This is a genomic window from Rhodococcus sp. USK13 (genome assembly GCF_018343855.1).
Classification (GTDB): Bacteria; Actinomycetota; Actinomycetes; order Mycobacteriales; family Mycobacteriaceae; genus Rhodococcus_F; species Rhodococcus_F oxybenzonivorans.
In genome coordinates this window covers 4,231,745-4,244,917 of sequence record NZ_CP069242.1, presented here as the reverse complement: position 1 = coordinate 4,244,917, position 13,173 = coordinate 4,231,745, and the positions used below count along the sequence as shown (strand labels likewise).

Below are 13,173 nucleotides of genomic sequence, written 5' to 3'. Positions count from 1 at the left end.
GACGAGCGACGGTGGTGGCTTCCACGGTAGAACGTCGCCGCGACGGGATCAACGCACGTCAGGCGAGCTGGATCAGTTCCAGATACTCCTGAGACCAGTGGTCTTCGGTGCCGTCCGGTAGCAGGATGACCCGTTCCGGGTCGAGCGCCTCCGCCGCACCCGGGTCGTGTGTCACCAGCACCACAGCGCCCGTGTAGCTGCGGAGGGCATCCAGAACCTGTTCGCGCGATACCGGATCGAGGTTGTTGGTGGGTTCGTCGAGCAGCAGCACGTTGGCCGACGACGACACCAGACCCGCCAACGCGAGACGGGTCTTCTCACCCCCGGACAACGTGCCGGCGGGCTGCTCGAGCTGCGGACCGGTGAACATGAACGCACCGAGCAGCGAACGCAGCTCCTGCTCCCCCGTGTCGGGCGCCGCGTGGCGGATGTTCTCCCACACCGAGGCGTTGTCGTCGAGTGTGTCGTGCTCCTGCGCGAAGTACCCGATTTTCAACCCGTGCCCGGGGACGAGCCCGCCGGCGTCCGGTGTTTCGACGCCACCCAGAATGCGTAGCAACGTGGTCTTACCGGCACCGTTGAGGCCCAGGACCACCACGCGGGAGCCCCGATCGATCGCGAGATCCACTCCGGTGAAAATCTCGAGGGAACCGTAGACCTTGGTCAGGTTCTCCGCCATCAACGGCGTCTTCCCGCAGGCAGCGGGTTCGGGGAACCGAATGCGAGCAACCTTGTCGGAAACCCGTTCGGCATCGAGCTCGGACATCATCTTGTCGGCGCGCTTCGCCATGTTCTGCGCAGCAACGGCCTTCGTGGCCTTCGCGCCCAGCTTCGCGGCCTGAGCGCGCAGGGCACCGGCCTTCTTCTCGGCATTGGCCCGCTCGCGGCGCCGACGCTGCTCGTCCGTGGCCCGCGCGTCGAGATACTTCTTCCAGGTCATGTTGTAGACGTCTGCCTCACCGCGCACGGCGTCGAGGAACCACACCCGGTTGACGACGTCGTTGAGCAGTTCGACATCGTGGCTGATCACGATCAGTCCGCCCTCGTGGCTCTGCAGGAACCCGCGCAGCCACGTGATGGAATCGGCGTCGAGGTGGTTGGTCGGCTCGTCGAGCAGAAGCGTCGTGTCCGACCGTCCGCCGCTGCCATCCGAGGCCGCGAACAGAATCCGGGCCAACTCGACACGGCGGCGTTGCCCGCCCGACAGGGTGTGCAGCTGCTGGCCCAGGATGCGGTCGGCGAGACCGAGACTGTTGCAGATACGCGCTGCTTCACTCTCCGCTTCGTATCCGCCCAGCGCGGAGAACCGTTCCTCGAGATTCCCGTACTTGCGCACGGCTCTGTCCCGTTCGGCGTCGTCGACCACTTCGGCCATCAGAATCTGCTGCTTCTCCATGTCACGCAGCAACGCATCGAGGCCCCGCGCCGACAGAACGCGATCTTTCGCGAGAACGTCGAGATCGCCCTCCTTGGGATCCTGCGGGAGGTAACCGAGGTCGCCGGTCCGGACGACGGAACCGGCGTAGGGTTCGCCCTCCCCGGCGAGGATGCGAAGCGTCGTCGTCTTACCGGCACCGTTACGGCCGACCAGACCGATCCGGTCGCCGGGCTGCACCCGCAAGGCCGGCCCGGGCGCAGACAGCAACGTCCGCACTCCGGCTCGAACTTCCAGGTCGGTAGCGGTGATCAACAAAACTCCTAGGAAAAAAGCTCAAAATTTCGATGAGAGAGGCGCGCGCAGAACGCACGAACCCGTAATTTTACCTCGAGCTTCGACCCAGCCAGAACACGCGCACCAGTGATTTCGCTAACGCGCGCCCATGGCAACGGACACAGGAGTGAACTCCTCGAAGGATCTACACGGACTCACCGCCCTCATGACGGGCGCGAGCCGAGGGATCGGCAGAGTTGCTCGGCCGCGGGCGCTGACGTCGTGATCACGGCCCGCAAACCGGAACCGCTAGCTCTCAGATCGGTGCCGTTGCATCTCCCCCAGACGGCAGCATTCCGTAGGGCCGCACGGCGTAGGCCGCCGCACTGCCACACTTCGAGTACAGAGCGACGCCGCCGAGCGAACAGACACGGGGGCGGTCATTGCTGATGCTGGCGGTAGTACGTCGAGTCGGAAATGGGGCTTCTGAGGGTGATGACGATGGTTCAAGAATAGGTGGGCCGTGATATAAATTCGGGATATTAAGGTGTTCCGTCCCGTTCCGAGTCGTACGGTGGATTCGACGAAGTCACCTCCGCAAAATGCCTTCTTGCGCTCGCCGTGCCGACGCACGGCAAGCGCAAGAGGTCCGCTGTCGCGTCGGCGCGACTACTGCACTGCTGACTCCCCTACCCCGCCGGCAATGCAGCGCGTGCGCCTTCGGCCTCCCCCATTCAGGTCCGGCACCGGCAGTGGCTTTTCGGACTGGTGATATACGTAAGGTGCAGCGATGTCGAATGGGTGCCGCTACTGCCCCGCATCTGGACGTTTACAACTTCCGTAATCGGGTAATTCGGGCGTTCCGTCCTGGGCGGACTCGAAAGCGCTCTCACCCCGGTGTTCATGAAAAGCTGGCACTGTGGCAGCCACATCACATCCGCCGAACTGGGACGTCGCGATCGTCGGGCTCGGCCCTGCCGGCCGCGCACTCGCGTACCGGGCGGCACTCCGTGGCCTCGCCGTGGTGGCGATCGACCCCCACCCTCGGCGTAGCTGGACCGCGACCTACGGTGCGTGGGAGGACGAGCTCCCCCACTGGTTGCCGGAAGCATCGATCGCTACCCGGACCCCTCGGCCGACGGCATGGACTACACGCCGACAGGCAATAAGCCGCACCTACTGTGTCTTGAATACACCTTTGCTGCAGTCAATGCTGTCAGACGGAACAGCGACCGTAATCGCAGGTAAAGCAGTCGACCTCTCCCCCACTTCCGTGTTCCTCGGTGACGGGACGACCGTGGACGCGCGCGTGGTGGTGGACGCGCGCGGGACCGGAGACAGCCCCGACCTTGCCCAGCAGACCGCGTACGGCGTTGTAGTCGACACGGGCACGGCGGCCGGCGCTCTGGACGGCGAGCGCGCCCTGTTCATGGACTGGCGAACCGACAACGGCACCTCGTCGTCAGATCCGCCGTCCTTTCTCTACGCCGTGCCGCTGTCCGCCGATCGGTTCCTTCTCGAGGAAACATGTCTCGTCGGTCGTCCAGCTCTACCGGTGTCGGAGCTCGCGACAAGGCTCCACCGGCGGCTGCGACACCGCGGAGTTTCCGTTCCGCCACGCTCCAACGTGGAACGCGTCCGGTTTGCGGTCGAACCGCCCCAAGACGCCGGCCGTACGGTGGGATCGGGGCAGGTCCGTTTCGGCGCCCGTGCAGGCCTGATGCATCCGGGCACCGGATACAGCGTTGCCGCATCGCTCAGTTGCGCGGACGCCCTGACCCGCGACCTCGTGGAGGGCACTTCGGGCCGGCTCTGGCCCTGGAGGGCACGAACAGTGGCGTCGCTGCGGTCGATCGGGTTACGCGCACTCCTCCGACTCGACGCGGAATCGGTACCGGAATTCTTCGAGCATTTTTTCGATCTTCCCCCGCATGTACAGGTGGCCTATCTGTCCGACCGTGCACATCCGGCCGCGACGTTGTCGGCCATGCGACGGATGTTCCTCGCTTCGTCCGCGGATATTCGCGGTGCAATGCTGCGCTCGGTGCTTCCCCGGGAAGTTCGATGAAGTGTCGCGCGAAGCCTGAAAGGGGACCATTATGGAACGCATGCGGTCGATATGGAAGGGCTCGATAGCGTTCGGTCTCGTCAACGTGCCGGTCAAGGTGTATTCGGCAACCGAGGATCACGACATCAAGTTTCACCAGGTCCATGCCAAGGACGGCGGGCGGATCAAATACAACCGGGTGTGCACAGAATGCGGCAATGTCGTTCAGTACGCCGATATCGACAAGGCCTACGATTCCGACGACGGTGTCCGAGTAGTCCTGACGGACGACGACTTCGGGAAGCTTCCCGCCGCCGAGAAACACGAAATTCCGGTGTTGCAATTCGTCCCCACCGATCAGATAGATCCCATTCTGTTCGAAAAGAGCTATTACCTCGAACCGGATTCCAGCTCGCCGAAGGCGTACGTGCTGCTGGCGACCGCGCTCTCCGAAAGCGACCGTACGGCGCTCGTGCACTTCACGCTGCGTCAACGCACTCGTCTGGCGGCGATGCGCTCCCGGGACGGCGTCCTGGTCATTCAGACGCTGCTGTGGCCCGACGAAGTACGTGAAGCGTCCTTTCCGTCGCTCGACAACGTCGACAAACCGAAGGCGAAAGAACTGGCGATGGCGGAAACGCTGGTCGACAGCATGGCCGAGGATTTCGATCCCACCGAGTTCACCGACGACTACCAGGTTCAGCTACGGGAGCTGCTGGACGAGATGATCAGCTCGGGTGGCAAGAAAGTCATTCCTGTTGCGGAAACCGAGAAGGCCGGCGAAGACGCCGAGGTGGTCGACCTGGTAGCAGCGCTACAACGCAGTGTCGACGCCGCCGGCAAGAAGGCGGCTCCCGCGAAGAAGCCTGCCAAGAAAGCTCCCGCGAAGACCGCGGCGAAGAAAACCGCGTCGAAGTCCACTGCCTCGGAGCGCAAGCGCGCTTGAACGGGCATTCACGCGCAGGGCCCGGCGAGAAGATCTCGCCGGGCCCTGCGCGTGAATGACGGCAACTCAGACGGTGAAGCCGAGAGCGCGTAGTTGCTCGCGCCCGTCCTCCGTGATCTTGTCCGGACCCCACGGCGGCAGCCACACCCAGTTGATCCGCAAGTCGTTGCACAAGCCGCTGCGCACCAGTGCGCCACGCGCCTGATCCTCGATGACGTCGGTCAGCGGGCACGCCGCCGAGGTGAGGGTCATGTCGAGAATGACCACGTCCTCGTCTTCGGTGATGCCGTAGACGAGTCCCAGATCGACGACGTTGATGCCGAGCTCCGGATCGACGACGTCGCGCATCGCCTCCTCGAGTTCCTCGAGCCGCTCAGGGGCGGGAACCACCCCTGCGGTGGAGGTTTTCTCGGCCTGGTCGGCAGTCGGCTGCTCCGTTCCGGCAGCGACATCCGTATCCGGGGTCTGCGTCTCGCTCATGATGCCTGTCCTCCGATTCGAGCTGGTTCGCCGTCTTCTGTCGCGACCGAATCTTTCTCGGCCACAATCTGAACAACGGCGTCCTTGAATGCCATCCATCCCAGCAGCGCGCATTTGACGCGGGCCGGGTACTTCGAGACGCCGACGAAGGCGATGCCGTCACCGAGGACGTCCTCGTCTCCCTCGACGGTACCGCGACTGCCGACCATCTCGCTGAACGCCGCGACCGTCTGCAACGCCCGGTCCACCGGCATTCCCACGACCTGATCGGTGAGAACGGAGGTGGATGCCTGGCTGATGGAACAACCCTGACCGTCGTAGGACACGTCGGCGACCGTGCCGTCATCGGTCACGTGCACCCGCAAGGTCACTTCGTCGCCGCACGTGGGATTTACGTGGTGCACCTCCGCACCGAACGGCTCCCGCAGGCCGCGACCGTGAGGGTGCTTGTAATGGTCCAGGATCACTTCCTGGTACATCTGTTCCATTCTCACGCGGGCGCCTCCCCGAAGAAGTCCTGCGCTCGACGGATCGCAGCAGCCAGCGCCGCGACCTCGTCGAGTGTGTTGTACAGCGCGAACGACGCCCGGGCGGTGGCTGCGACTCCGAACCTCCGGTGCAGTGGCCACGCGCAATGGTGTCCGACGCGGATGGCCACGCCCTCGTCGTCCAGAATCTGGCCGAGATCGTGTGCGTGAATCCCGTCGACCACGAAGGAGACGGCGCCACCCCGGTCCGCTGACGAGGTCGGACCGATGATCCGTACTCCGTCGATGGCTCCGAGAGCCTCGAGCGTGGCTCCGACGAGCGTGTGCTCGTGCGCCGCGACGGCGTCCATCCCGATGTCCTCGAGGTAGCGCACCGCTGCGCCGAGACCGACTACCTGCGACGTCATGGGCACGCCCGCCTCGAACCGCTGCGGCGGTGGCGCGTATGTCGTGCGCTCCATGGTGACGGTCTCGATCATCGATCCGCCGGTGATGAACGGCGGCATCGCGTTGAGCAGCTCGCGCTTGCCGTAGAGAACGCCCACCCCGGAAGGCCCGAGCATCTTGTGACCGGAGAACGCCGCGTAGTCGACACCGAGCGCATGGAAGTCGACAGCCATGTGCGGCACAGATTGGCATGCGTCCAGCACGACGAGAGCGCCGACGGCGCGGGCACGCCGGACCAGCTCCTCGACCGGCGCGACTGCTCCCGTGACGTTCGACTGGTGCGTGAACGCGATGACCTTGACGGCCTCGGTCAACTCGAGGGAGTCGAGATCGATCCGACCGTCGTCGGTGACTCCGTACCAGCGCAGCGTGGCGCCCGTGCGCCGGGCAAGTTCCTGCCAGGGCACAAGGTTCGCGTGGTGTTCGAGTTCGGTGATCACGATCTCGTCGCCCGGTCCGACGTGCCGATCGAAGCGGTCGTCACCGAGCACGTGCGTGACGAGGTTCAGCGACTCCGTCGCGTTCTTGGTGAACACCAATTCGTCGCTGTCTGCACCGACGAACGCCGCGATGGCCGCACGCGCGTTCTCGTAGGCATCGGTGGCCTCCTCCGCGAGTTGGTGCGCGCCGCGGTGCACCGCCGCATTACAGGTCGTCAGAAACTCCCTCTCGGCGTCGAGCACCTGAGTCGGGCGCTGCGATGTCGCGCCCGAATCGAGGTACACCAGCGGTTTTCCGTCGCGCACCGTTCGAGCCAGGATCGGGAAATCCTCCCGGATCCTGGTGACGTCGAACACGCTCACCGAGGTGGTCATCTGCGTTTATGCTCCTTGCGTTGCGGCAGCCTGGGTGAAGCGCTCGTAGCCGTTGGCCTCGAGCTCGTCGGCCAGTTCCGGCCCGCCCGACTCGACGACACGTCCGCCGACGAACACGTGCACGTATTCGGGCTTGATGTACCGCAGAATGCGGGTGTAGTGCGTGATGAGCAGGATTCCGCCGTGGTCGCGCTCCTTGTAGCGGTTGACTCCCTCGGAGACGACACGCAGAGCGTCCACGTCGAGGCCTGAGTCGGTCTCGTCGAGAATCGCGATCTTCGGCTTCAGGAGACCGAGCTGCAGGATCTCGTGACGCTTCTTCTCGCCACCCGAGAACCCTTCGTTGACGCTGCGCTCCCCGAAGGACGGGTCGATGTCGAGCTCGGTGAGAGCCTCCTTGACTTCCTTCACCCAGTGGCGCAGCTTCGGCGCCTCCCCGCGCACGGCGGTGGCCGCGGTACGAAGGAAGTTGGACATCGACACACCGGGAACCTCGACCGGGTACTGCATGGCGAGGAACAGGCCTGCGCGGGCACGCTCGTCGACTGTCATCTCGAGGACATTCTCACCGTTGAGGGTGATCGACCCGGAGGTCACCTGGTACTTGGGGTGCCCGGCGATGGCGTAAGACAGCGTCGACTTGCCGGAGCCGTTGGGCCCCATGATCGCGTGGGTCTCGCCGGAGCGCACCGTCAGGTTGACGCCCTTGAGAATGTTGATGGGTTCCGCGTTCTCGTCGGTGTTCGCAACGTCGACGTGGAGGTCCTTGATTTCCAGGACAGAGATTTCGGGGGAAGCGTCAGGGGTAGACATGGGAATCCTTCGAAGAAATGGGCAGTAGTGGTCGAGCCGCGTCAGACGCCGACTGCGGCGAGTTCGGCCTCGACGGCGGCTTCTAGACGCTCGCGGATCTCGGCGACGGCGATCTTGTTGATGATTTCGTGGAAGAACCCACGCACGACGAGTCGCCTCGCCTGGTCTTCCGGGATACCCCGGGCGCGGAGGTAGAACAGCTGCTCGTCGTCGAATCGACCGGTGGCACTCGCGTGCCCGGCGCCGACGATCTCGCCGGTCTCGATCTCGAGGTTCGGGACCGAGTCGGCTCGCGCTCCGTCGGTGAGGACGAGGTTGCGATTCAGCTCGAACGTGTCCGTACCCTCGGCAGCTGCCCGGATCAGCACGTCGCCGATCCACACGGTGTGCGCGTCGGGTTTGCCCGAGTTCGGGTCGCCCTGCAGCGCACCCTTGTACACCACATTCGACTTGCAGTGGGGCTGTGAATGATCCACCAGCAGGCGCTGCTCGAAGTGCTGTCCGGCATCGGCGAAGTACAGGCCGAGCAGTTCGGCATCGCCACCGGGACCGTCGTACTTGACGGTTGCAGACAGACGCACCAAGTCTCCACCGAGGCTGACCGCGTTGTGCCGCAGCACCGCATCGCGCCCGAGGAGCGCGTGGTGCGCTGCCACGTGGACGGCGTCGTCGGCCCAGTCCTGCACGGCGACAACGGTGAGGCGGGCGCTGTCGCCGAGAACGAACTCGACGTTCTCGGCGAAGGTTCCGCTGCCCCGTTGGTCGAGCACGACAGTGGCCTTGGCGAACGCCTCGAGCCGGATCTGCAGGTGGCCGAACGCCACGTTGCCTTCACCGGGACCCGTGACCGTGATGTTGATCGTCTCGGGAACCTCGACCTCACGGCCGACGGTCACGACGGTGGCCGACTCGAATCCCGAGTACGCCTGCGCGGCGACACGGTCGGCGGGCACGCCGGCCTTGCCGAGCCGGGAATCGTCTCGGCCGACGGTCTCGACCTGCACCGTGTCCGGAGCCGCGACATCAACTGTGACGGCACCGTTCGCGACGGCCGTTCCGTCGTGCAACCCGCGCAGGCGACGCAGCGGAGTGAATCGCCAGACCTCGTCGCGACCCCCCGGAACTTCGAAGGCTTTGACGTCGAAGGAGGTGAAAACCTCACCCTTGTTAACGATCGGCGAGCCGGTCGCGGTTCGCCCTATCCGCGGATTCTCTCCCGCGACAGCGCCTTCGACGCCGAGCTTCTCAACACCGGTTTCTGGCGTGGTCACTAACCCACCGCCCCTTCCATCTGCAGTTCGATCAGGCGGTTCAGTTCCAGGGCATACTCCATCGGGAGCTCCTTGGCGATCGGCTCGACGAAGCCGCGCACCACGGTTGCCATGGCCTCGTCCTCGGTCAGCCCGCGGCTCATGAGGTAGAACAGTTGGTCGTCGCTCACCTTGGAGACGGTCGCCTCGTGGCCCATCGTCACGTCGTCCTCGCGGATGTCGACGTAGGGGTAGGTGTCGCTACGGCTGATCTGATCGACCAACAGAGCGTCACACTTGACGGTCGACTTCGACCCGTACGCTCCCTTGTTGACCTGAACGAGTCCGCGGTAGGACGCACGCCCACCGCCGCGAGCCACCGATTTGCTGATGATGGTGGACGACGTATGGGGCGCGAGGTGGAGCATCTTCGCACCGGTGTCCTGGTGCTGTCCCTCTCCCGCGAACGCCACGGAGAGAACCTCGCCACGAGCGTGCTCGCCCATCATCCACACGGCCGGGTACTTCATCGTGACCTTGGAGCCGATGTTGCCGTCGACCCATTCCATGGATCCGCCGGCTTCCACCTTGGTGCGCTTGGTCACCAGGTTGTAGACATTGTTCGACCAGTTCTGGATGGTCGTGTAGCGGCAGTGGCCGCCCTTCTTCACGATGATCTCGACCACGGCGGAGTGCAGCGAATCCGACTTGTAGATCGGCGCAGTGCAACCCTCGACATAGTGCACCGACGCACCTTCGTCGACGATGATCAGTGTTCGCTCGAACTGGCCCATGTTCTCCGTGTTGATACGGAAATACGCCTGAAGCGGGATGTCCACGTGCACGCCCGGCGGCACATAGATGAACGATCCACCCGACCAGACGGCCGTGTTCAGGGCGGAGAACTTGTTGTCACCGGCGGGAATGACCGTGCCGAAGTACTCACGGAAGAGCTCGGGGTGCTGCTTCAATCCGGTGTCGGTGTCGAGGAAGATCACACCCTGCGACTCGAGGTCTTCACGGATCGAGTGGTACACCACCTCGGACTCGTACTGTGCTGCGACACCTGCCACGAGGCGCTGCTTCTCCGCCTCGGGGATGCCCAGCCTGTCGTACGTGTTCTTGATGTCCTCGGGCAGGTCTTCCCAGCTCTCGGCCTGCTTCTCGCTCGAGCGCACGAAGTACTTGATGTTGTCGAAGTGGATGCCCTCGAGGTTGGAACCCCAGTTCGGCATCGGCTTCTTGTCGAAGGTCTTCAGCGCGCGCAGGCGGATGTCCAGCATCCAGTCGGGCTCGCTCTTCTTCGCGGAGATGTCGCGCACGACGTCCTCGGACAGACCGCGCTTGGCGCTGGCACCTGCCGCGTCCGAATCGGACCAGCCGTACCCGTAATGCCCGAGTGAGGCGATGGTCTCTTCCTGCGTGAGCGGCTCGGCATTTGCCGACGCAGCGGATGTCACCTGGTCTGATGTGACGGTCATGCGAGCTCCTTCCGGAGTCTTGTTACGTGACCGGCGAGGGCTGGTCGCCGGGGATCGGTGGCTATGGGGTGTATCGGCGGCACTATTTCGGCCCCGCCGGCGGTACGAGTGGAACGTGCGTGGTGCAGGCGCAGTCACCGTTCGCGATGGTGGCGAGCCGCTGAACGTGTGTGCCCAGTAACTGCGCGAACGCTTCCTGCTCGGCGTCGCACAATTCGGGGAACTCCTCGGCGACATGCGAGACCGGGCAGTGGTGCTGGCAGATCTGGACACCGTTTCCGACCGGGCGCGTGGACGCCGCGAATCCGGCGCTCGTGAACGCATCCGCAATGGCATCCGCGGTCTGTTCGAGATCCTCGGGGGTCTGAGCGGAGGCGGGCTCGACCTCACCGACGATTGCCTGGACGCGGCGCCGGGCAAAGTCGGTGATCGCAGCGTCTCCACCAACTTCGCGCAGTTGACGCATCGCTGCACCGGCAAGATCGTCATAGGCGTGGCCGAGCCGCCCGCGACCCTTGGCGGTGATCTGGAAGTATTTGGCAGGGCGTCCGCGACCACGATGGCGCGCCGCACCTGCGGACGCTTCCCGGGCCTCGCCCGACTCCAGGAGCGCGTCGAGGTGGCGACGTACACCCGCGGCACTGAGACCGAGCCGAGTGCCGATCTCCGACGCGGTAATAGGCCCGTCCTCGAGCAAGAGCTTCACCACGGCCGCCCTGGTGTGGCCTTCGTGGCCCGCGGCGACGGGAGATGCGGTACCGGCCGACAGCGCGGAGGAACGCGCCTGAACAGCGCTTTCCTTGCTCGCTCGGGTGGTCGCATCCGTTTTCACAACACCAGTGTGACGGAATTCCGACCGCAGGTCTACTAAGGGTGCCCTGCCTTACACCTGTGATTATGTACCCGTTCCCCGCGGGAATACTGGCCGGACGAACTGTGTTCGAACCACCGCTACGCTTCCTGTGTGCCGCAGATCCCCGAGAACCCGGACTCGTCCCGCGTCCAGCCGATCCGCGCGGCTCGCGTGGCTCTCCGACACTCCGCCGAACTCGGACGCCGGGCACTGGGAATCGACGGCCGGTCGCCCCGTCCGTCCGTCGCAGCCGTTCTCCACGGTGACGAGGTGGAAACCGCCGGACTCAACGCGCAGGAAACCGCGCAGCTGCGCGGAATTCGCAGATTCGGCGCCACCGGAGCCGTGTTGATGGCGGTGGGTGCGCTCGGCGCCGGCGCCCAACCGGTGTTGCAGAACCCTGTGCAAGGGCTGCGATTCATCGGCCTTCCGGCGAGAATCCCGAGTGTCGCACTGACACTGACCATGACCGGAACCGTGATGATCGTCCTCGCGTGGCTGCTGCTGGGGCGATTCGCGATCGGCAACCTGCAGTCAGGTCCGGTCCGGCGGTTGAACCGCTCGCAACTCGATCGCACCCTGCTCTTGTGGGTGATCCCACTGTCCGTGGCGCCCCCGATGTTCAGCAAGGACGTCTACTCCTACCTCGCGCAGAGTGAGATTGCGTCACGGGGGCTCGATCCGTATGCCATCGGTCCGGCGGGCGCACTCGGCGTCGACCACGTCCTCACCCGGACCGTTCCCACCATCTGGCGCGACACCCCCGCACCGTACGGTCCTCTGTTCCTCTGGATGGGCCGGGGAATCAGTGCTCTGACCGATGACAACATCGTCGCCGGCATCTTCCTGCACCGGCTGCTCGCACTGGCCGGCGTAGCGATGATCGTGTGGGCACTACCGCGGCTGGCGCGGCGCTGCGGCGTCGCCGAGGTGAGCGCGTTGTGGCTGGGCGCCGCCAACCCACTCCTGCTGTTCCACCTCGTCGCCGGCATCCACAACGAGGCCTTGATGCTCGGATTGATGCTCGCGGGCATCGAACTCGCGCTGCGGTCCATCGAACACGCCGGACCGATTCGCGGCCGATCACTACTACTGCTGCTGTCGGGCGCGGCGCTCATCGCCCTGTCGTCGACGATCAAGATCCCGTCCCTGCTGGCACTGGGCTTCGTCGGGATGGCGTTGGCGCGGCGCTGGGGTGCGAACCTGCGAGCGGTACTCACCGCGGCAGCCCTGCTCGGCGGCGTCGCACTCGTCGTCACACTCGCCATCAGCACATCCAGCGGGCTCGGGATCGGGTGGGTCCACACGCTCGGGACGGCGAATGCGGTTCGCAGCTGGATGTCGATCCCCACCCTTCTCGGCCTGGGCACCGGACTCGCCGGGGTCCTCCTCGGCCTCGGCGACCACACGACCGCGGTGTTGAGTCTCACCCGGCCGATCGCGTCGGTAGTGGCCGCGTTCATCACGCTCCGCATGCTGGTGGCCGTCCTCATGGGACGCATCCACCCGGTCGGCGCACTCGGTGTGTCGCTCGGGGCGGTGGTATTGCTGTTCCCGGTGGTACAGCCCTGGTATCTCCTGTGGGCAGTCCTCCCGCTCGCGGCGTGGGCGACGGCACCGGCCTTCCGGGTGCCCGCCATTGCGTTCTCCTCGGTGGTCAGCGTCATCCTGATGCCCAACGGCGGCGAGTACCAGCCGTTCGTCATCGTCCAGGCGGCCATCGCGACCGTCTTCACAGCGGGAACTTTGATCGTCATCACGCGCAACCGGCTGCCCTGGCGTGTCGGGCCGGAGCCTGTCCGCGTCGTCGCCGGCACACTCCGACAGCCCGCCGCAGGCGCCGACGCCGAAAGCCGGGGCACCGGCCGGGTCACACCAGGCCAAGGCTTACGCTGATTCCCC

Annotated in this window: 11 protein-coding genes; 3 read left to right on the top strand and 8 right to left on the bottom strand. The window is 65.1% G+C overall.

Annotation, left to right across the window (positions count from 1 at the left end; translation table 11 throughout):
* Nucleotides 1–58 precede the first annotated feature (58 nt).
* On the bottom strand, nt 59–1,690 hold the full coding sequence (locus JQT59_RS22050; RefSeq protein ID WP_213571997.1) for an ABC-F family ATP-binding cassette domain-containing protein: 1,632 nt from the start codon (nt 1,688–1,690) through the stop codon (nt 59–61).
* 880 nt (nt 1,691–2,570) lie between these two features.
* Between JQT59_RS22050 and JQT59_RS22045 the strand changes: the two genes are divergently transcribed.
* Nucleotides 2,571–3,719 (top strand): lycopene cyclase family protein, encoded by a 1,149-nt coding sequence (locus JQT59_RS22045; RefSeq protein WP_213571996.1) that lies wholly within the window; start codon nt 2,571–2,573, stop codon nt 3,717–3,719.
* 40 nt (nt 3,720–3,759) lie between these two features.
* Nucleotides 3,760–4,644, top strand: coding sequence for a non-homologous end joining protein Ku (ku, locus tag JQT59_RS22040; protein ID WP_455431408.1), 885 nt, complete (start codon nt 3,760–3,762; stop codon nt 4,642–4,644).
* Nucleotides 4,645–4,710: 66 nt separating this feature from the next.
* Here ku and JQT59_RS22035 read toward each other — a convergent pair whose 3' ends face one another.
* The 7 genes from JQT59_RS22035 to JQT59_RS22005 form a co-directional block, all read right to left on the bottom strand.
* Nucleotides 4,711–5,124: a metal-sulfur cluster assembly factor gene (locus JQT59_RS22035; RefSeq protein WP_213571994.1), complete on the bottom strand. Its 414-nt coding sequence runs from the start codon at nt 5,122–5,124 to the stop codon at nt 4,711–4,713.
* On the bottom strand, nt 5,121–5,618 hold the full coding sequence (gene sufU, locus JQT59_RS22030) for a Fe-S cluster assembly sulfur transfer protein SufU (protein WP_213571993.1): 498 nt from the start codon (nt 5,616–5,618) through the stop codon (nt 5,121–5,123). Before sufU ends, JQT59_RS22035 begins: the two co-directional genes overlap by 4 nt.
* Nucleotides 5,615–6,874, bottom strand: coding sequence for a cysteine desulfurase (locus JQT59_RS22025; protein ID WP_213571992.1), 1,260 nt, complete (start codon nt 6,872–6,874; stop codon nt 5,615–5,617). Before JQT59_RS22025 ends, sufU begins: the two co-directional genes overlap by 4 nt.
* A 6-nt stretch (nt 6,875–6,880) precedes the next feature.
* Nucleotides 6,881–7,687 (bottom strand): Fe-S cluster assembly ATPase SufC, encoded by an 807-nt coding sequence (gene sufC / locus JQT59_RS22020; RefSeq protein WP_159922627.1) that lies wholly within the window; start codon nt 7,685–7,687, stop codon nt 6,881–6,883.
* Between the two features lie 41 nt (nt 7,688–7,728).
* The gene (sufD, locus tag JQT59_RS22015; protein ID WP_213571991.1) at nt 7,729–8,958 is read right to left on the bottom strand and encodes a Fe-S cluster assembly protein SufD; all 1,230 of its coding nucleotides are present in this window, start codon (nt 8,956–8,958) and stop codon (nt 7,729–7,731) included.
* A complete protein-coding gene (gene sufB, locus JQT59_RS22010) occupies nt 8,958–10,418 on the bottom strand; it encodes a Fe-S cluster assembly protein SufB (protein ID WP_213571990.1) in 1,461 nt (486 codons plus the stop codon). Before sufB ends, sufD begins: the two co-directional genes overlap by 1 nt.
* 82 nt (nt 10,419–10,500) lie before the next feature.
* Nucleotides 10,501–11,250 carry a helix-turn-helix transcriptional regulator gene (locus JQT59_RS22005; RefSeq protein WP_283254004.1) on the bottom strand — a complete coding sequence of 250 codons (750 nt, stop codon included), beginning with the start codon at nt 11,248–11,250 and terminating at the stop codon, nt 10,501–10,503.
* A 132-nt stretch (nt 11,251–11,382) separates the two neighbouring features.
* Here JQT59_RS22005 and mptB point away from each other — a divergent pair, with 132 nt between their 5' ends.
* Nucleotides 11,383–13,167, top strand: a complete 1,785-nt coding sequence (gene mptB, locus JQT59_RS22000; protein ID WP_213571989.1) for a polyprenol phosphomannose-dependent alpha 1,6 mannosyltransferase MptB — start codon at nt 11,383–11,385, stop codon at nt 13,165–13,167.
* Nucleotides 13,168–13,173: the final 6 nt, after the last annotated feature.

What these genes read in the sequence shown, in the direction of transcription:
- JQT59_RS22035 (WP_213571994.1), bottom strand. Translation starts at nt 5,124, where the DNA reads ATGAGCGAGACGCAGACCCCGGATACGGATGTCGCTGCCGGAACGGAG.
- sufB (WP_213571990.1), bottom strand. Translation starts at nt 10,418, where the DNA reads ATGACCGTCACATCAGACCAGGTGACATCCGCTGCGTCGGCAAATGCC.
- JQT59_RS22025 (WP_213571992.1), bottom strand. Translation starts at nt 6,874, where the DNA reads ATGACCACCTCGGTGAGCGTGTTCGACGTCACCAGGATCCGGGAGGAT.
- sufC (WP_159922627.1), bottom strand. Translation starts at nt 7,687, where the DNA reads ATGTCTACCCCTGACGCTTCCCCCGAAATCTCTGTCCTGGAAATCAAG.
- ku (WP_455431408.1), top strand. Translation starts at nt 3,760, where the DNA reads ATGCGGTCGATATGGAAGGGCTCGATAGCGTTCGGTCTCGTCAACGTG.